Here is an 18,869-nt window from a genome sequence, read left to right as displayed (position 1 = left end):
ACGGTAAAGGCGGCGTCACCGGGCCAGCAGTCGGCTCAACAGGCCTTTGCGCAAGCGGAGCTGTACCGGGGCAAAGTCCGGAAACTGAGAGCGGAACGCTGCCAGTGCCAACGGCTCGAATTGGGGAAAAAATTCCGGGTCGAAGTTCGCGGCACCCAACTGCGCCAGCACCTCCTGGACGGGTGTGCCGGCCCGAAGCCATTTTTCGCAAACTTCATGGCGCAGGCGCAGGCCCAGGTTATTAAAGCCCTGCACGGCATGTGGCACCGCCGTCTGAAAGTTGATTCGCAACGCCGCGGTGCCGTTTGGGTGCTCCCAGTAAAAACTGCTCACGCCGGCTTCGGGGCCGGCAGGCACACGGCCATAGGTCTGGTATTCGAGGTCGAAGAACTTCGCCGAATTAAACCAGGGGCCGCGGTTGTACTTCACCGGCTGCCCGCAAATGGTATGGGCGACTGTTTCGCCCTGCATGCGGCCCGTATACCAAAGCTGCTCTACGGGCACTTCGCCCGCGGCAGGAAGGAGGTGCTGGGCGCAGTCGCCGGCGGCGTACACATCGGGCAGGTTGGTTTGCAGAAACTCGTTCACAAGAATGCCGCGGTCGGTTTCCAGACCCGGGGCCGTACGAGCCAGTGCCAGATTGGGCGTTACCCCGGTGGCCAGACCCACCCACTGGCAGGGAATTTCCTCGCCGGCAGAGCTGACCACGGCCCGCACTTTGCCGGTAGCATCACCGAGAATTTCGCGCAGCTCCGTGTCGTAGCGCACGGTTACGTGGTGGTGCTCCAGCTGCTGGTCGACTAGCCGGGCTTCTTCGGGCGGCAGTACCGAGCCCCAGTAGCGGGCGTCGCGCACGAGCATGGTTACGGCCACTCTCCGGCTGCGCAGCATTTCGGCTAGCTCCACCCCAATCAGCCCACCGCCCACCACCACCGCCTGCTGAATACCGCGCGTGGTGCGTTCCATTCGGTCCAGGTCAGGGAGGTTGTATAGGCCTTGCACGCCCTCTAACTCCCGGCCGGGCCAATTGGCAAACCGACTTACGGAGCCCGTGGCCAACAGCAGCTTGTCGTAACGCAGGGCATGGCCCGTGCTCAGCTGCACCGTGCGCTGATCAGCATCCAGGGCTGTAGCGGTGGCGTGAACCAACTCCAGACGATTCTCAGGCCAGTACCAGTCTTCGTGGGGTTTGATGTCCTGCGGACGCAGGTGCCCCATGTACACGTACATCAGCGCGGTACGGGAATAGTGGTGCGCGCTTTCCTCCGATACAATGGTAATGCGGGCATCGGGGCGCAGGCGACGAACGGTTTGGGCGCAGGTGACGCCTGCAATGCCGTTACCGATGATGACGAGGTGCATGGAAGTAAAGCTCGGGAAAACGAGGCCTTGCAAGCTACAAGGTTTGCGGGTGCGGCGGCAGTAGCCAGTTGTAAACAAAACGTAATGCTGAATTGTCCGTACTGGCCCGGTACTTGGATGAGCGCCGAACAACTGCCCGGATCCGTGCGGAGTTTATTCGCGTCCTTGCCATACCCTGCGGGGCGGCGTTTGTTTTGCCTTACTTACTTCGGTATGCCTTTTGTCGGATTGTCCCGCGCCGTGTGCGGTGTATTCTTTGCGCTCCTGTTGACGCTGGTGGCTTATTCCGGCAGTGCGGCTCCGTCCAATTCTGTCTCTGATTTCACAACGCAAACAGGCGCTTTCCTGAAAAAACACGTGGCGGCTAATGGTTCGGTTAACTACGCTGCCATTCAAAAAGCACCCACCGAGTTAAAGGCCCTAGTCAAGCAAATCGAGTCGTTCGACGCTAAAGCGGCCACCGCGGCCGAGCGTAAGGCGTTCTACCTGAACGCCTACAACGTACTCGTAATTAGCTCGGTGGTGGAGCGCTACCCTACGCCATCGGTAATGAAACTGCCCGGGTTTTTTGATACCAAAAGACATAAAGTGGCAGGTGAAAGTATGACGCTTAATGGCTTGGAAGCTAATAAGCTGCGTAAGCCATTTGGCGATGCTCGTATACATTTTGCGTTGGTGTGCGCCGCCAAGGGTTGCCCCCGGTTGGTGGCCGAGCCGTACCGGGCCGATGGCCTCGACGAACAGTTGGATGCGCAAACCCGGCGGGTACTGCGCGACCCGCAGTTCCTGCGCCGCGACGATGCTGCCGGTAAAGTGCAGCTCTCGGAAATATTTAAGTGGTACGACGGCGACTTTAAGGCCGGTGGCAAAACCGTACTGGCTTATATCAATCAATACCTGGACAAACCCATTCCTGCCAGCTACAAAATCGACTATTACACCTACGACTGGGGCCTCAACGACCAGCGCTAAACAACACCCGGCCGCGGCCCTGCGTAGGAAAGGAGAGTATCTAACCTACCGCAACCATGGCCACTCCCTTGAATTTAAATACCGAAGGCACCAAAGGCGACGAAAACGAGCAGATCAAGCGCCAGAAAGATGTTACCAAGCGCGACGAGCAGCAAGAGCAGGAACGCGACTTCGAGCAAATAATCAACAACAATACCGACGTGGACAAAGACCCCACGGCCTACCGCAACGCCGGTGCCCGGGGGTACAGCCAGAAGCAAGGCCAAAAGGACCAGTTGGAAAACCTGCACATACAGGGCAGTGAAACAACCCCGCAAGGCGGCAACGACCACGAAACCGACCCTGGTAAGCAGCAGGGCCCCGGCTTTGAGGTAGAAGGCACGTACGAGCTCGACCACGAAGCAAACCTGCGTACCCGCCAGCAGGCATTCGGCGACAAAGAACCTAGCGGCCCCGCCAATCCGGTTCAGGATTAGAAGGTGCCGGAATGGTCTGAAATGGCACTTTTCGGGTCAAGCCCGAGGTAAGGCTGCTACCGAAATTCTGGATTTCGCCAAAGGGCCCTGTTTTCCACCGAAAACAGGGCCCTTTGGCGAAATTATTTTAGGATTTGCAGCACAGCATGTCCGATATCAATATATTTAGGGTACCCGAGACAAAGACAAGCCACCAAAACAGCCCAAATGGTTTGCTTGCACTGCTCCAGGTATTAAATTTCTCTGCGTCCCCTTCACCACCTTCTTATGAAAGTTGATTACGAAACAACTGAATCCGACGAGCAGCTGCACAGCGAGGAAGACTCGCTGGACTCTGGCAACCGCAAGCTGGCAATCATTGCCGTACTGGTGCTGCTAATCGGCGGTCTGGCCTTTGTGTTTGTTCCGGCGAGTAACCGTCAGCGCATTGCCAACGGCCAGATGCCCAATTTTGAATTGATGGGTGCCAGCGTGGTAGGAACCCGCGAGGTTGAAGAGGCCCCCAAACCCGCCGTGGAGGAAGTTGCCGCTGCTCCCGCCGATGCTCCTGAAAAGAACAAGCCTGCGCTTGCCGTTAAGAAACCCGTGCAGCGTGAAGAAATAGATGCGCTGGAGCCCACCACGGCGTCGTTGCCGGCGGTTGTGGCCACGCCCGAGCCGGTACAGGAGGCTGCCGCGCCGGCAGTGGAAGAGGCGCCCCGCATGGTAACGCTTTCGGGACGTGTGCTGAACGAGGTAGGCCGTCCGTTGGCAGGGGCTACGGTTTTTGTGAAAGGCTCGCGTCGGGGTACCGGCACCGATGGCAACGGCAACTACACCCTGGAAGTACCGGCTGGTGAAAACACGCTCGTGTACGGCTACGGTGGCTACCAGGATCAGGAGATGCGCGCCCGCGGTGGTCAGCCCATCAGCGTAACCCTGGTGCCCAGCGACGATGCCCGTCGCGGCCGTCGGCGGTAATTGCTGAACCGTTTTCACAAAAAAGCCGCGCTTACTCTATGTAAGCGCGGCTTTTTTGTGAAAACGGTTTACGTAAAAACCTACGACTCGTCGTTCGTTCGATTTGCGAAGCGTTTGCCGAAGAGGAAGTACACCGGAATGCCCAGCGCCACCAGCAGCAGGCCGTATTGCGCCTGCGGGCCCTTGTCGGCATCGAACAGCAAAATCATGCAGAAAGCCGAAGCCAGCACGATGTACAGCAGCGGCACCAGCGGATACCCCCAGGCCCGGTACGGGCGCGGAACCTCGGGACGGGTACGGCGCAGCACGAAAATGCCCACGATGGTGATGACGTAGAACAGAATTACCGAGAACATCACGTAGTCGAGCAGCTGGCCGTAAGAGCCCGACAGGCAGAGCAGGCTGGCCCATAGGCACTGGGCCCATAGCGCCACGCCGGGTACGCCAGCGCGGTTTAGGCGGGCCAGGCCAGGGAAGAACAGCCCGTCCTTGGCCATGGCGTAGTAAGCGCGGGCCCCGCTCAGGATAATGGAATTATTGGCTCCGAAGGTGCTGATCATGATGAGAACGGCCATAACGGCAGCACCGCCGTTGCCCAGGATGCTTTGAGCTACCGCAGTGCCCACCCGGTCGTTGGCGGCGTACATAATGCCGCGGCCGATTACGTCGGTTTCGGCGGCGTTGGGGTTGCCATTCAACGGCAGTACCAGTAGGTACACAAGGTTAATGAGCAGGTACAGTCCCGTAACGATACCCGTTCCAATAGCCATGCTCAACACAATGGTGCGCTCGGGCCGCACAATTTCGTCGCCCGAGAAGCCGATGTTATTCCAGGCATCGGAGCTGAACAGGGAGCCGGTCATGCCCAGGCCGATGGCGGCCACCAAGCCCCACACCGTCAGCGGCACGGCTTGGCCCTGGGCGTCGTAGCGGGCGGCTTGCCACATGTTGGTGAAGTTCTGGCTTACGGCTTCGTCGTTCACGCCAATGAACAGGCCTACAAGGATGAGCAGGGCCAAGGCCACCAGCTTGGTCGAGCCGAAGATGTTGGAAATCAGCTTGCCGCCGCGCACGCCCCGGGAGTTGATCCACGTAAGGCCCACCAGCATGACGATGGCCAGCAGCATTACCGTGCTGAAGCGCACCGGGCCCAGTTCGAACAGGATGTTCTTTTCGCTAAACCAAGGCACCAGCACCCCAACAAAACGGGCGAAAGCCACAGCCACGGCAGCAATAACCCCGGTTTGAATTACCAAGAACAGTGACCAGCCATACAGAAACGCTACCAGCTTGTTGTAGGCCTCGCGCAGGTATACGTATTGCCCGCCCACCTTCGGGAACATGGAGGCCAGCTCGCCGTAGCTCACTGCCCCGGCTAGGGTAATGACACCCGTTACCAGCCACACCACCAGCAGCCAGCCGGTGGAGCCCACAAGCCGGGCAATATCGGAAGAGACGATGAAGATACCGGAGCCGATCATGCTGCCGGTAACAATCATGATGGCATCGAAAAGAGTAATGGCGCGTTGGAAGTGGCCTTGTGGTTGCGGGTCGCTCATGCGGCGGAGTAGGATTAAAAGCGGGAAGATAGACGTTTGGGCAGGATATGAACCAATAAAAAAGCCCACCAGACCGGTAGGCTTATGTTATAACGGCGTTTTGAATCGGGGTAAGGACCTTACGAGGAGTGCTACGGCTTGATTAAGGAGCCTAAAACTCGCTGCGGTCGTACCAGGAGCGCATGCGCCACGGTTCGTTACGGTTCTTGCGCACGAGCACCAAACGCGCGGTTCCGGTGCCATCGTAGCGGGTATTGTCGCGCTGCTCAATGCTGAGCGAAAACCCGCGCTCCACATACGCGAGGGTATCGGAGTAAGCCGTGTCGGAGGTAGAGAGGTACTGCGTCCACTGTAGGTTAGCGGTACGGGCAGCCCGAAACAGCTTGAAGGTAGTGGTGGCGTCCACGTCGCGGTTCCAGCTGCGGTCGGCGTTGGCGGCAAAGTCGCGGTAGGTGAACTGGAAGCGCGGCGTAAGCAGCTGCCCGTAGAGGGTGGAGTCGCGGAGCTGGTAGGCGGCCCGAAACCGGTCGAAGAAGCCGCGCACCGTTACCGGGTTGCCGAGCAGTTGGTTTGGGTCGGCCGTTTCGTCGTCGAGGGCCGGGGCAAAGGGGTTGCAGGCCGATACCAGCAGCACCGTGCCCAAAGCACCCAGCTGGCGCGGTTTAACCCAGGCAACGAAAGTGACGAGCGAAAACGGCACCGGACAGCAACTAGAAGTGGGTGAAGGTAAGCAACGCCATACACAAGCGCAATCAGGTAGTTAACTGCCCGGAGCGGCAGCGCCTTAGCTTGGCGGCGTATTAACGGCGCAGCTACCCCGACTGTTTTTGAAGCATCAGTTTCGGATAAAGTATTTTTTTGCCTCGGTCCATACGGGGCGGTTGGAAGTGGCCACGTCGCGCCAGCCAGATATCTGCCATTCGTTGTTGCGGCGGCGCATGATCAGTCGAATATTGCCTTCCATGACCTTAAACCGGTAGGCCGTGTCCTGCTGCGCGAGTGTGAGCTGGTACTGGGCTGAAACCTCGGCCGAATCAGGCGAAAAAAGCTGGTCGCGCCGGGCGGTTAAGGTAAGCTGGTTTTGGGCGGTGGCGGGCGTACGTCGGCGCAGGCTGTTGAAGTAATCCAGTTCTTCGCGCACGCCCCAGTTCACGAACAGCGCGGCACTGGTAGAGCCCGCCGCCGAAGGGTCGGGGTAAAACCGGTATTGCGGGGCGAAGCACCGTTCGTAGTTGGCCGGATTCATGCGCTGCACGGCCGTAACAAAATTGCTCAGAAGTACGTCCACGCTGGTGGGCTGCACCCATTCCCCGGCAGCGGTAGCCGGCTCCGGTTCGCGCAGGTCAAAACAGCCGCTAATCAGGCCCGACAAAGGCAGGAGCAGAAGCCAACGGACAAAAGAGTGGCGGAGCGGCATGGGCAGGAAAACGCGTATATTTCCGAATATACGAGTATGTTTTTGTCGCCCGACACGAGCGTAATCAGTTCACTCTACTTTCCCGCTTTCCAGATGTTTGGGCGCTACCTGTTGCTGTTGCTGCTTGGCGTTAATGGCTTGGACCTACAAGCTCAGCGTGTAATGCCCGACGAGCGGCCTCGGCTGGCGTCCCGTGGCTTGCGCTGCGTTATCGAGCCCATAACCGCTGAGTACACTGCCTACGAGCCCATTATCCTGCGGGTGCGCATCAAAAACCATACACACGCCCCCGTTACCCTCGTCAGCGCCCTGCAAGGGTCCGAGTCGGTGAGCCGGAGCCCGAAAGCGGCTTTCTATGTTTCGGTGGTTCGCCTGGAAGGGCCGGCCCCCACGGCACCGGCCGATGCGGGGCACCTCAACGGTATTCTGCCCGCCGACTTCACCACCCTGCAACCCGGCCAGAGCTTTAACCCGCTGGAGCGCATGACTCGTTTCCCGTTTTCAGTACCAGCCGTATACCCCACGTTGCCGCCGGGTACGTACAACATTCACTTCTTGTACTGCACCCGCGAGCTGAACGTAACCAAATGGGGACTGGACACGCTGCAAGCCCCAAGCCCTGTTACCGATACCGTGCTAACGCGCCTGCGGCAGGTGCCCCGGGTGTTTCTAACGAGCAACACGCTGCGCATTACGGTAAAACCCCAGCCCAGCGGCACCCTTGCACGGCCGTAGCACGAATAGCTCGCTACCTTTGCCGCTACCCTGTTTTTCCGAGGCTGCCGCTGCATGTCGCAACGTTTACTGGTTTTTCTTGCGGGTTTGCTGCTCATCTCGGCCGTTGCGTCGTGGGTGTACTACCGGCGTACGGTGGCCCGTACCCCCGTAGACCTGTGGGCCCTGGTGCCCGACGATGCCGTGTTGGTGGCCGCCACCCGCGACCATCCCATGCTGGTGCGTCACCTTAAGGAAACCCAGCTCTGGGACAACCTCACTACCGTACGCTACTTCCAGCAAATGGAAGAGAACGTGGCCATTCTCGATAGTTTGAGCGGAAGCGGGCCACGTAGCTCGCTGCTTAATTTTCTGGGTACCAAAATGGTGCTTACCTCGGTGCACGTAACCAGCGAAACCCAGTTCGATCTGTTGTTTCTGGTGCCCGTGGGCAGCGTGCGGCAACACCGGCAGATTCGCACCTTGACCGAGGGCCTGGGCAAAGACCCGCGTTTTCGGGTGAGCGTGCGCGAATACCGCGGTCAGCAACTCACCCGCATAGAGGAGCGCGGCGCCGGCGGGGGAATTACCTATTATAATTACCGCAATACGCTGGTAATGAGTTCTAATGATGCGCTGGTGGAAAACGTAGTCCGGCGCCAGGAACGACCGGGACAACCCTCTATCGCGGCTGATTTTCGCGACACCGATTACCTCAAGCTCAAGGATGTAGACGCCACGGTGCTGGTAAACTACCGGCAGCTGCCGGCTTTCCTTAGCCTGTTTTTTCGCGCCGATCTGGAGCCCGCCTTTCAGCAGCTCAGCAGCTTGGGCCGCAACGGCCTATTGGAAATGAAAGTAGCCAGCAACCGTGTGTTGTTCAACGGGTTTTCCAATCCCGAGTCGGCCGCTAATTCCCTGCACCAGCGCCTGCACGGGCAGCCCGCCGCTCGGTTGCGCATGGCCAGCGTGCTGAGTACCCGTACGGCCGCGCTGGTACACCTGGGCGCCACGCCGGCCTCTTTGCGCCGCGGCCGAACCATTACCGACACCACCTCGGCCTTAATCGACAGTGTGGCGGCTTCTTTAGGCTCCGAAGTGGCCATGTGCTACCTAGCTACGCCTTCGGCCCGGGTACGGGCCGGGCGCCTGGCGCTGGTGCATTGCCCCAACCCCGCCCGAACCGCTCAGCTGCTGGGCCGTTTGCGCCGGGCCACCAGCACCAGCCCGTCGTTCGAGCGGGTAGGAGCCTATCAGTTACAGCAAGCGGGCGTGCCGCACTTGGCCGAGCGGCTGTTGGGGCCGTTGTTTGGCCGCTCTACCGATGAAACCGTACCGAGCGTGGGGGCTACTGCCGTGGTAGGCGAATACCTGGCCCTGGCCGACGACCCTACCGCCCTGCGCGCGTGGTTATCCGATGTAGCAGCCGGCAGCGTATGGAGTCGGTCCCCCACGCAGGTGGCATTCCTCCAGGAAACCGCGCCGCTTGCCCGCCTCAGCATTCTGCTCGACACGCGCAACAGCTGGAACCTGCTGCTACGCGCCTTGGGGGAAAACCGCCGTGCGGGCCTGCTGCGCAACGAAAACCTATTCAAACGCTTTCCACAGGTAGGACTGCAGTTTGTGCCCCACGATGCCCCGCAACGGCAGAACGACGGGCAATACTACACCCAGTTGGTGTTGCGTCATCCGCCGGTGGGCCCTGCCGTGGCACGCCCGCAAACCCAGGCCGGAGCCGGCAGTGCGCTGAATTTTCGGGCGGGGCTGGCGGCCGTTGGCCCTGCTTTGCTCGCTTTGCCGGAGGGGAGTGGAAGGTCGGCGGTGCTGGTGCAGGACCGCGCCGGCGTGGCCCACTACGTTACGCCCGACAATACCGTGGCTTGGTCAGACTCGCTGGGAGGGCCGCTGCTGGCCCCGCCGCAGCCGTTACGGCTGCGGCCCGATTCGCCCCCGCACTATTTGTTAGCTGCTAACAATCGGGTGTTTTTGCTGGATAGTCGCGGCCGTTCGGCGGCTAACTTTCCGCTGAACTTACCCGATACCCTGCAAGCCGCGTTCATCAGCAGCGCGCCAGCCAGTGAAACTCGCTCCGGCCGGGTGCTGGTGGCCGACCGCTACGCCAACCTCTACCTCTACGATACCAATGGTAATGCTCCGGTTGGCTGGCAGCCCAAACGCCTCGATTTTCCGCTGGCAGGCCCGCCCGTATTGCTAACAATAGGGGCGCGCGAAGTAGTGGTGGCCTTGCTGCAAAACGGCTACGTGTTTGCTTTTGACGCGCTGGGCAATGCCATGCCGGGTTTCCCCATTAGCGTAGGCGCCCGGCTGAACAGCGGAGCTTTTGTGGAGGCTGGAGCTACTTTGCGCCGCACCCGCCTTAGCGTTGTGAATCAGCACGGCGAGCTGGTAAGCTTCACGCTTTCCGGCGACGTGGTGCAACGGCGGCGCCTGACCACCTGGAGCCGCACCAGCAGCTTCCGGCTGGTGCCCGATCAGAGCCAGCAACGCTTTGTGGTGGCCCGCGACAATGGACTGGGCGAACTAACCGTGTTTAATGCCTCCGGCCGTCAGCTGGTGCAGCAGCGCTTTGTTACTTCGGCCGAAAAGCCCGTGCAGTTTTTTGACTTCGGGACCGGGCGGCAAGTGTTGGTGATTACCGAAACCGGCCCCGGCAAAGCCTATCTCTACGATGCCCGTGGCCGCTTGTTGGGCGGGGAACCGTTCGACAGCCAGGCCCCGACCATTGGCTTGGCTTACGACCCGGCAGCCAATTTATACCAGCTCTACCGCGTGACGGGCAGTGAGTTAAAGCGCCTGGCCATCCGGCTGAATTAGAAGCTGCTTCTGAGGTCGGGCGGTAACCGGAATCTGGACTGTTGGCGCTTGAATCAACTGCTGAACCAGCCTTTGCGATAAAAGTAAATGACCATACCAATGGCCATAACGGCCATTAAAAGGAGCACCATGGGGTAGCCGAGCGGGGTATATAGCTCGGGCATGTTCAGGGGGTTAATGCCCCCGTCGGGTCGCTCGCGGGAGAAGTTCATGCCGTAGAGCCCCGCCACAAAGCTGAGCGGAATAAACACGGCGCTGATCATCGTCAGCACTTTCATCACCTCGTTCATGCGGTTGCTTTGGTCCGACATGTACAGGTCGACGAGGCTGGAAACCGATTCGCGGTAGCTTTCCGAGAGGTCCATGGCCTGAATGGCGTGGTCGTAACAGTCGCGGAAGAACACCTTTGTCTCCTCTGGCACAACGTCGTCGCTCAGGCGCAACACTTCCAGAATCTTGTCGCGCTCGGGGTACACCAGGCGGCGGAAGCGTACAATGTCTTTCTTAATCTGCAGAATGCGCGCCAGCAGCCGTTTATTTGGCCGCCCCCGAATGATGAGCATTTCCAGCTCCTCGATGTAGTCGCCGATGGCCGCCATGGTGGGGTAGTAGTGGTCGAGCACCACATCGGTTAAGGCGTAGGCCAGGTAGAGGGGCGGCCGCGATTTTATCTGGCTGAAGCCGGACCGGATGCGGTGGCGCACGGCGTCCAGGCAGTCTTCGTAGTCATCCTGAAACGTCAGCACGTAATTAGAGCCCGTGAAGATGGAAAGCTGATCATCCTCCACTTCCAACTCGGCGGTAAATTCCGTCATGCGCGACACCATGAACAGACGGTTGTCACCGAAAACCTCCACTTTGGCACGTTGATAGTCGCCCAGCACATCCTCCATTTGCAAGGGATGCAGTTCGAAATCAGCCATGATCCGGCGCATCAACTCCACGTCGTCGTAGCCGCGCACGTCAATCCAGTGGCGCCGTTCGGGCTGGCTGCGAAAACGCTCCAGCAGCTCGTCGTATTGCTGGAATTCCTCTTCGTCGAACCCGTTTTCGTTGTAGCTGAACATGAACAGCCGCGGTTTTAAAGAACCTGGGTGCGGCGTAAGCGTGCCTGGCCGCGCGCCCACTTCCTGGTGCCGGGCCTGGCGGGTGGCTTCGTGGTCGGATATGCTGGTGCCCGCCTCCGCCGCATCGTCGTCGGGGGCAGGAGAGGACTGTGCAACCGCAACAAGCTCGGGGTCGGAGGTGGCGGGGCCTTTGGTAGGGTCGGTAAGCGGCATCGTGGGGCAGAAGTATAAAACCCGAGGCCATTACAGCCTCTGCAGAACAGCGGGTGCGCAATGCTACGCACTCGGCTGGCAAAAGGCCAGCCGAGTTATTATATAAGCTACGGCGCGGGCTGATCTTTTCGGGATACAACTCCCGGAAGGAAGCGCAAGAATCAGCGGGAGCAGAGTCCAGAGCAGTGCCTTGAAACCTTAAACATCAGCGGAAAAGAATTTGGACACTTGGTCCGCCAATCACCCGCAGCCGTATTACCAAGGCTTACCGCCGCTGGGGGTTGCTACCGCGCTTTTTGGCGTACCTTCGCCGGCCCCGCGCCAGTTTAAATCCGTGTCTGTAGCCCCATCTGCTTCCGTTTTTCAGGGACAACAATCTGCCTTGCACGTATTGCACGCGGCTAACGGGCGGTATGCTGTGCGTCTGGCAGTTGGTTTTGGTACGGCCGATGGAGCTCCGCTGGCCGGTGAGCTTTTTCTGTACCAGAAAATAGAGCAGCTCAGCGCTTCGACTACCCCAGGCACAGCCGCCAACGAGTTGTTGTGTACCCTGGAAGACACCGCGGCAGGGCTTACGGTAGGCTGGTGGCCCTTACGTATCAACCCCGAGGGCCATGCGGTTAGCCTGGATCAAGCGCCGTTCGGCGGGCCGTATCTGCTCGATACCGAGGTGCCGCTGGCGGTGCTGCGCGAATGGGTGACCGTTACCGAGCAGGAACTGAGCCGGCGTGGTGCCACGCAACTGACGGTACGTTTGCCCGCCCTGGCGTACGCGCCCGCAGCCGGAGCCAGGGTCGCGGAAGCTCTTCGCCGGCACGGCTATCAGGTTGCACTGGCCGAAGTAGATAATTACCTGCCGCTGGACCGGCCGTTCGAGCCCTGGCTGCACCCTTCCGAGCGCCGCCGCCTGCACAAGTGCCTTCGCCACGGCTTTCGGTTCGAGCAAGAGCCGCGCTACCTGTTGCCGCAGGCCTACGCTTTTCTGAAGCGCTGCCGCGAGGAGAAGGGACAAGCGCTGTCGCTCACCGAGGATCAGGTAAACGACCTTTTCGTGCGTTTCCCCGACCACTACTTTCTCTTTTCGGTGCGCGATGCCGCCGGCGACTGGGCCGCGCTTACCATAGCCGTGCTGGTTGGGAACGGCGTGCTGTATAACTTTTATCCCGCTAGTCCGCTCAATTTGAATTCGTTTAGCCCGGTAGTACTGCTGAATGCGGGCTTACATGCTTTCGGGCAGGCCAGCGGGTTGCGCCTGCTCGATTTAGGCACCAGCACCTTGCCGAGCGGTTTGAACGAGTCGTTGCTGCGGTTCAAGCGCCACTTAGGTGGTGTACCCGGTCTAAAACTGACGCTCAACCACCAGTTGTAGCCGCTTGATTTACAAAAAGCGGTGAAGCCGGCAGAACTGATGCGAGTAAAGCACTGAATCAGAAGGAATCCAGTGATGCGCCGTGAAACCTCTAGGTTTTCACTTCAGCGACTCCCAAGCATACAAATCCCTCTTCACCCACATACACCATGGCTTTGCCCGCCGCCGAAACCGACACTGCCGAAGCCGTTCCGTCCCCGGCGGCCGGTATCGGGGGGGTTGTGCGCGGCTCCTTAGGTTCCGGGGTGTCTGTACTGGCCCGCGCCGGTGGTTCCCTTGCCCTGAACAAGTTACTGGCCGTGTACGGTGGGCCCGGCGGCCTCACGCTACTGGCTCACTTTCAAAACCTCATGGCTCTGCTCACCACGTTGCCCAACGACGGCGTACACGTGGGCATCGTTAAATACCTGGCGCCGCGGCGGCCGGGTTCAATGGCCTGGCGGGTGTGGCTGGGCGCGGGGGCGCTGCTGAACGCGGCTGTACTGGTGCTGGGCTTTGCGGCACTGGCGGTTTTGCACGTGCCTTTGCTGGCGGTGTTCCAGCCCACTGCTGGTTGGGTAGCGGGCCTGATACTCGGCATTGCGTTGCTTACCGGGCACGCGTACTTGTCGGCGGTTTTGCTGGCCGTACAGCGCCTGCGGGCGTACGTGTGGCTCACCGTGGCGCTGAGTGTAGCCGGACCGGGCGCCGTGGCCCTGGCGCTGTTAGCGGGCCAACCCGTGCCACGGGTGCTGTTAGCCTATTTGCTGGGGCAAGGCTTGATGCTGCTGCCCACCGGCCTTATTTGCTGGCGGTCTGGCTTGCTGACGCTAACGTGGCGGCGTCCTAGTGGCTTGGCTTTGCAGGCACTCGGCCGGTTTCTGCTTATGGCGCTCAGTGTGCTGTTGTGCAGCAAAGCGGTGGATTTTGTGGTCCGCGACCTACTCATAGGCCGCTTTAGCCTGGTCGAAACGGGACTATGGCAAGCCGTTGCCAAGCTTTCCGATAACTACACCATGGTGTTTTCGGCGGTGATGGGCGCGGTATACTACCCTCGTTTGGCCGCGCTTGCGCCCCAACCGGCCACGCAACGCGCCTTCGTGCGCGGGGTATTCGGGTTGCTGGCCGTTACGCTGGCCCTGGGCCTGGGCGCTTTGTGGCTGCTGCGCGACTGGTTGCTGCCGTTCCTCTTCGATGCCCGCTTTGCGGCCGCCCGCACATTGCTTGGTCCCCAACTAATGGGTGACTGGGCCAAACTTCTCTCCTGGATGCTGCTCTACACGCTCATGATGCAGGCGCGGGTGGGGCGGTACGTGTTGGTGCAGGTGGTGTCGGCGGCGGTGTACGCGGGGCTGCTGGTGTGGCTGTTGCCGCGTTACGGACTGATGGGGGCGCCGCTGGCCCACGCCGTGCGCTTCGGCTTGTTGCTGTTGGCGTGCGTGCTCTATTTTCGGCCTTTGCGCCGTTCGGTTTAAGTGCGGCTACCCGCCGTTAGAAGTCCTGCTATGCCTGCCGATTTGCCGCTTGTAACCATTATCGCGCTGTGCCACAACCACGCTCGTTTTGTGGCCGAAGCGCTGGATTCCGTGGCCGCTCAAACCTACCCCAATCTGGAGGTATGGCTGGTAGACGACGCCAGCACCGACGGCAGTCCGGACATTCTGCGCCGGTACGCGGCGGCTAATCCCGGCTGGAACCTGCTGCTGCTGCCCGAAAACGTGCGCAACTGCCGGGCCTTCAACGAAGCCTTCCGCCGCAGCAGCGGAGCGTTTGTCATCGACTTCGCTACGGACGACGTACTGCTGCCCGAGCGTGTTGCCCGGCAAGTCGCCTTCATGCAGGAGCAAGGCCCCCGCTGTGGCATGGCCTACCACGACTGCGAGCTGATTGACGAGGCCAGCCAGCACGTGCGCAACTTCTATTACCGCACCCCGGAAGGCCGCATCAGCAAGCCCCAACCAGCTTCGGGGTTCATCCTGGCCGATGTGTTGGCTCGGCATTTCATCAGTACACCAACCATGATGATGCGGCGCGAAACCCTAATGGAATTGGGAGGCTACGATGAAACATTGGCTTATGAAGACTTTGATTTTTGCGTGCGTGCCAGCCCCCGTTGGGAGTTTCATTTTCAGGATGCCCTGCTAACCCGCAAGCGGTTACACCCACGGTCGATGTCATCGAAAGCCCACCGGCCTGGCGACCCTAATGCCGCCTCCACCATCAGGGTGTGCGAGAAGGCACTGGCCCTATGCCAAACCCCCAATGAATGGGCGGCGCTGGCCGTGCGGGTACGCTGGGAACTGCAGCAGGCCGTACGCTTTCGGCACCCCCGGGAAGCCACGCGCCTCTTCGCTTTGTTGCGGCAAGTAACCCCGCTAAACCTCCGCGACAGGCTGCTGGGAGTAGCCGCAGCGTTGTTGAACTATGTGTATAGGTAGAGTCGCGCTTCGCGTTGAAATACAATACAGTATGAAAAGCCCTAGCTAACGGGTTTGACCGACTTTTTGGGTTTGGTTTAAGGGAATCTGATAAAGCTCCACGGGCCCATCCTGCGCCAAAAGTCCCCGTTGCGGATACCAGCTAAGGGCGCTGTCGGCGGAGTAGCGAAGGAGCTTGCGGGTGAGTTCGGGGTTGCTGAGGGTGGCCCTATTCAGGAGCAGAAACGCCCCCTCGCCGGGCCGTAGCTGCACCGAGTCGCGGGCCCAGAAGCGGCGGAACTGCAGGCCGGGTGGCGGGGCAAAGCCGTAGTAAAAATCAACGTTGCCGATCAGGTAATCGTCGACAAACACCACGCCGCGGCGGGGCGGCTGCAGGTGTTGCCGCACGATGCGGTCTTGCGCAAAGTGCGCCGACACGCTGGGCTTCTGCATAAAGTAAGCCGGGCGCAACGCCAACACGGCCGCCACACCTAGCAAGCCCAGGGCCGCGTAGGAAGTAGTGCCAGCCGGCAGTTTTCTTGTGCGGTGCCCCATGGCCAGAAGCAGCATCAGCAGTGCCCAGCCGAGGTACAGCACTGCTACGCTGCTGCGGTCCAGGGCGGCCAGCAGTAGCAACAAAAGCGCGTAAAGAGCCGCGCCGCGCCCCTGCACCAGCACGTCGCGAAGGCCAAACGCGGCGGCCAGGCACAACGGCGGCAGCAGTGGGGTAAGCATGCGCGGCTGCAGCGTAATGGGGTTATACTGGGTCAGGGAGGTGCTGCCCAGCCAGTAGCAAAGTAAGGTACTTAAGGCCAAGCCCAGCCAGAATTGCCGGTCATCGGCAGGAGTAGGGGCGGCCGAACGAAGGCTTCCCAAAGCAAGGAGGAGCACAAAGCCCAAACCGGTACCCGTCAGAAACAACAATGGGCCGTAGGTAAGGCGAAACAGCAGCCCCGCACGGTTGCCCTCCAAGTAGTTGCCTTCTTTCAGAAAATCGTTGGTCTGCTCGATGAGGTGGATGCGGTACAGCGCATCGTGGGTTTGCACCTGGTAAAAAAGGAGGTAGGCAGCAAGCAGCCCAGTGCCCGTAAGCACAGCCGTTGCCCAAAGCCGCCAGTGCTGCCGCCGAACCACGTCCAGCACAAACACGCCCAGGTAAAAAGGCAGATAATACACCAGCGTCTCCTTGCAAAGGATGGCGGCAAAGTTGAGCGCCGCAAAACCCGCACCCCACGCCTCGGCGTTTCGTCCGCTGCGGCGGCCCGCGTGCAGGGCTACCGATGCCGCCAGGCAAGCCAGCATGTTGATGTTGTCGGGGTAGAGGTAGTTACTAAGGTTAAGGGTGAAGTAGTGTAGGCCCAGCAACAGCATGGCGCCGGAAGCTACCAGCGGCTCGCGGCGGCGGTAGTACCACCACAGCAGTGCCGAGCAGGCCAGCGTTGCCAGCAAAGGCCACAAGGTTGTGCTAACGATGTTCACGCCAAACAAAGCGTAGCACAGCGCCACCGGTCCAAATATCAGCCACCGTTCGTGCAGCGGGTCGTGGAGTAGCCTTTGCGGATCGGGCCCAAGCTGAAACGTGCCGTTTAGTAGCTGGTGGGCGTAACGGGCGTAGTAATAGTCGTCGAGGGCGTACAGGCCTTCGTGGGTGAATACGAAGTAGGCGAGGGTAAACAGCACGACGAAGCCGAACGTCAGGTCGGCCCAGCGGTGCAGCCGGATGGCGGAAAGAGGAGTCACGGCGGCGAAGTTGGGAAGAAAACAGGGCTGCCGCGTCAGCAGTGAAGCCAGTGCTTCAATTGCCGTACTTTGCGGGGCATGAATCACGCTCGTCTCGGCCCTTGGTTGCGCATTGTGGGGTTGCCCGTGTTGTTGGTGCTGCTGGTTGCCATTGGGCTGGGCAGTTACTACGAAACAAACGACGACGTCGTCATCACCCTGCTGCTGCGCGGCCGAACCGCCGCGGCACCCGTTACCAACCTGCACCTTTACTTTCACGGGTGGTCGTGGCTGCTGGCCCAGCTTTACACGTATTGGCCAGCGGTGCCGTGGTACGGTTTGGTGCTGTATGGTTTGCTTACGTTCGCGTTAGTGCTGCTTTTTGCGGTGCTGGAGCGCCTAATGGCTCAGCACGTGCGCAGTGGTTGGGCGCGGGCCGGCCTGTTGGTGTTTTTCTTTTTTGCCGCCGCGCTGGAGCACGTGTTGTGGTTTAACTACATGCGGGTTTCGTTGCTACTAGCGGGGGCTGCCGTATTATTTGCCGCTCAGCACAGTACGCACGGCCGCCGCTGGTCCTGGATCATAGGCTTGGTGGGCGTTGCCGCAGCCTGGGCAATTCGACCAAGCGCGGCCATACTTGCAGTGGCGGTGGTTGCTCCAGCCGCCTGGTGGGTGGCCGGGCGCCGGGGCTCTCAGCTGCTGCTGCTGGTGGCAGTGTTGTTCGCAGCCGGCAGCGCGGGGCTAGCGTTTAGCCGTTCGCCCGAGTCGGCCCGCTACCGCCGCCTCGACGTGCTTAAATCGAATTACAGTGACTATCAGCTGTACCGCGCGGCGCCCCAAACTCCCGCCGATCGGCTGGCAGTGGCCGCCGTTCAGGAATGGCTTCTGGGCGACTCCACACTCGTTAACGAAGCTTTTTTTGAACGCGTTATGCGGCCCGATGTTCCGTATTTCCTGCAGCACCAGGCTCTGCTGAAACTTGGCCTAACCCTCCGCCAATTGCTTCGCGACTACTTTCTGGTGCTGCTTACGAGTGCCTTGCTGGCCGGTATTGCTTTCCGGCAGCAACGGCCTGTGCGCGGCGCCTGGCTTTACCCGGTGGCGGTAGTGTTGGGCTTGCTTGTGTTGGGCGTCGTTCTCAAGCTGCCTCCCCGGCTGGCCCTGCCGTTGCTGGGCCTGATGCTGGTGGCCCAGGTAGCCGCCCTGGCGCAACGATCCTTGCCACGGCTACCGCCTGGGTGGAGGGCACTGGGAGTGGGGTTGCTGGTAGTTGCCGTGGGCCTGTACGGGTACAAAACCTTGCATCGGGTGGGCGTTTTACGCCAGGAACAGCGGGGGCACGCGGCGGCGTTAACTTCGTTAAGTAGGCAGGCTGGCGGCCGCAACGTAATTGCGGCAGGGCTGGAGGAAACCTTTAAAGCGTTGTCGCCCTTTGCAAACTACGACCAGCCTACCAACGGACGCTGGCTGTTGCTTACCGGCTGGCCCGCCCCCGACCCCTCCCAGCCCCAACTGCGGCAGCACCTGGCCGGTACCCGCGACCAGGCCGCTGCCTTGCGGCATTTATTGACGCAGCCAGACATGGTGGTGTGGTGGCCCCCGAACGAATCGGTAGCCAATCTGTTACGGCAATACGCGAAAGCACACAACATACCTCCGGCTCTGCTGCACCAGCCCGAGAATTTGTACCTGCTGAGGTAGGCTATTCTTGTCCAGTATCCGTATGTAAGTTAGAAGTTGGATTTTCAGTTAAAATTTCCAACGCTTGATTGCCTACTTTTGGACTTTCCCCGCAGTCTAGTCTTTTCCA

The 18,869-nt window shown here is 60.3% G+C and carries 15 protein-coding genes; 9 read left to right on the top strand and 6 right to left on the bottom strand.

Annotated features, from left to right (window positions below; all coding sequences use genetic code 11):
* Nucleotides 1–15: 15 nt before the first annotated feature.
* Entirely contained in the window at nt 16–1,362 is a 1,347-nt protein-coding gene (locus ABD903_RS16750; RefSeq protein ID WP_345226188.1) for an NAD(P)/FAD-dependent oxidoreductase, read from the bottom strand.
* Between the two features lie 213 nt (nt 1,363–1,575).
* Between ABD903_RS16750 and ABD903_RS16745 the strand changes: the two genes are divergently transcribed.
* From ABD903_RS16745 to ABD903_RS16735, 3 genes are all read left to right on the top strand, one after another.
* Nucleotides 1,576–2,334 (top strand): DUF547 domain-containing protein, encoded by a 759-nt coding sequence (locus ABD903_RS16745; RefSeq protein ID WP_345226186.1) that lies wholly within the window; start codon nt 1,576–1,578, stop codon nt 2,332–2,334.
* 56 nt (nt 2,335–2,390) lie between these two features.
* A complete protein-coding gene (locus ABD903_RS16740) occupies nt 2,391–2,810 on the top strand; it encodes a hypothetical protein (protein WP_345226184.1) in 420 nt (139 codons plus the stop codon).
* Nucleotides 2,811–3,077: 267 nt separating this feature from the next.
* Entirely contained in the window at nt 3,078–3,770 is a 693-nt protein-coding gene (locus ABD903_RS16735; RefSeq protein WP_345226183.1) for a carboxypeptidase-like regulatory domain-containing protein, read from the top strand.
* Between the two features lie 80 nt (nt 3,771–3,850).
* Here the strand turns inward: ABD903_RS16735 and ABD903_RS16730 are convergent, their stop codons facing one another.
* From ABD903_RS16730 to ABD903_RS16720, 3 genes are all read right to left on the bottom strand, one after another.
* Entirely contained in the window at nt 3,851–5,329 is a 1,479-nt protein-coding gene (locus tag ABD903_RS16730) for an APC family permease (RefSeq protein ID WP_345226181.1), read from the bottom strand.
* 151 nt (nt 5,330–5,480) lie between these two features.
* On the bottom strand, nt 5,481–6,029 hold the full coding sequence (locus ABD903_RS16725; protein WP_345226179.1) for a hypothetical protein: 549 nt from the start codon (nt 6,027–6,029) through the stop codon (nt 5,481–5,483).
* A gap of 135 nt (nt 6,030–6,164) precedes the next feature.
* Nucleotides 6,165–6,746 (bottom strand): hypothetical protein, encoded by a 582-nt coding sequence (locus ABD903_RS16720; RefSeq protein ID WP_345226177.1) that lies wholly within the window; start codon nt 6,744–6,746, stop codon nt 6,165–6,167.
* 36 nt (nt 6,747–6,782) lie between these two features.
* Here ABD903_RS16720 and ABD903_RS16715 point away from each other — a divergent pair, with 36 nt between their 5' ends.
* The gene (locus ABD903_RS16715) at nt 6,783–7,481 is read left to right on the top strand and encodes a hypothetical protein (protein WP_345226175.1); all 699 of its coding nucleotides are present in this window, start codon (nt 6,783–6,785) and stop codon (nt 7,479–7,481) included.
* 54 nt (nt 7,482–7,535) lie between these two features.
* A complete protein-coding gene (locus ABD903_RS16710; RefSeq protein WP_345226173.1) occupies nt 7,536–10,295 on the top strand; it encodes a hypothetical protein in 2,760 nt (919 codons plus the stop codon).
* A gap of 53 nt (nt 10,296–10,348) precedes the next feature.
* Here the strand turns inward: ABD903_RS16710 and corA are convergent, their stop codons facing one another.
* The gene (gene corA / locus ABD903_RS16705; RefSeq protein ID WP_345226172.1) at nt 10,349–11,575 is read right to left on the bottom strand and encodes a magnesium/cobalt transporter CorA; all 1,227 of its coding nucleotides are present in this window, start codon (nt 11,573–11,575) and stop codon (nt 10,349–10,351) included.
* A gap of 418 nt (nt 11,576–11,993) precedes the next feature.
* On the opposite strand from corA, the gene ABD903_RS16700 reads away from it, so the two are divergent.
* From ABD903_RS16700 to ABD903_RS16690, 3 genes are all read left to right on the top strand, one after another.
* A complete protein-coding gene (locus tag ABD903_RS16700) occupies nt 11,994–12,944 on the top strand; it encodes a hypothetical protein (protein WP_345226170.1) in 951 nt (316 codons plus the stop codon).
* A 149-nt stretch (nt 12,945–13,093) separates the two neighbouring features.
* Nucleotides 13,094–14,398, top strand: a complete 1,305-nt coding sequence (locus ABD903_RS16695) for an MATE family efflux transporter (protein WP_345226168.1) — start codon at nt 13,094–13,096, stop codon at nt 14,396–14,398.
* Between the two features lie 30 nt (nt 14,399–14,428).
* Nucleotides 14,429–15,361, top strand: coding sequence for a glycosyltransferase family 2 protein (locus ABD903_RS16690; protein ID WP_345226166.1), 933 nt, complete (start codon nt 14,429–14,431; stop codon nt 15,359–15,361).
* 45 nt (nt 15,362–15,406) lie between these two features.
* On the opposite strand, the gene ABD903_RS16685 is transcribed toward ABD903_RS16690, so the two are convergent.
* Nucleotides 15,407–17,080: an ArnT family glycosyltransferase gene (locus tag ABD903_RS16685; protein ID WP_345226165.1), complete on the bottom strand. Its 1,674-nt coding sequence runs from the start codon at nt 17,078–17,080 to the stop codon at nt 15,407–15,409.
* A gap of 78 nt (nt 17,081–17,158) precedes the next feature.
* On the opposite strand from ABD903_RS16685, the gene ABD903_RS16680 reads away from it, so the two are divergent.
* Nucleotides 17,159–18,760: a hypothetical protein gene (locus ABD903_RS16680; RefSeq protein WP_345226163.1), complete on the top strand. Its 1,602-nt coding sequence runs from the start codon at nt 17,159–17,161 to the stop codon at nt 18,758–18,760.
* Nucleotides 18,761–18,869 lie beyond the last annotated feature (109 nt).

Source organism: Hymenobacter koreensis, from assembly GCF_039541855.1.
Lineage (GTDB): Bacteria > Bacteroidota > Bacteroidia > Cytophagales > Hymenobacteraceae > Solirubrum > Solirubrum koreensis.
The sequence above is the reverse complement of the archived record's forward strand: the minus strand, read 5'-3'. Positions and strand labels throughout refer to the sequence as shown.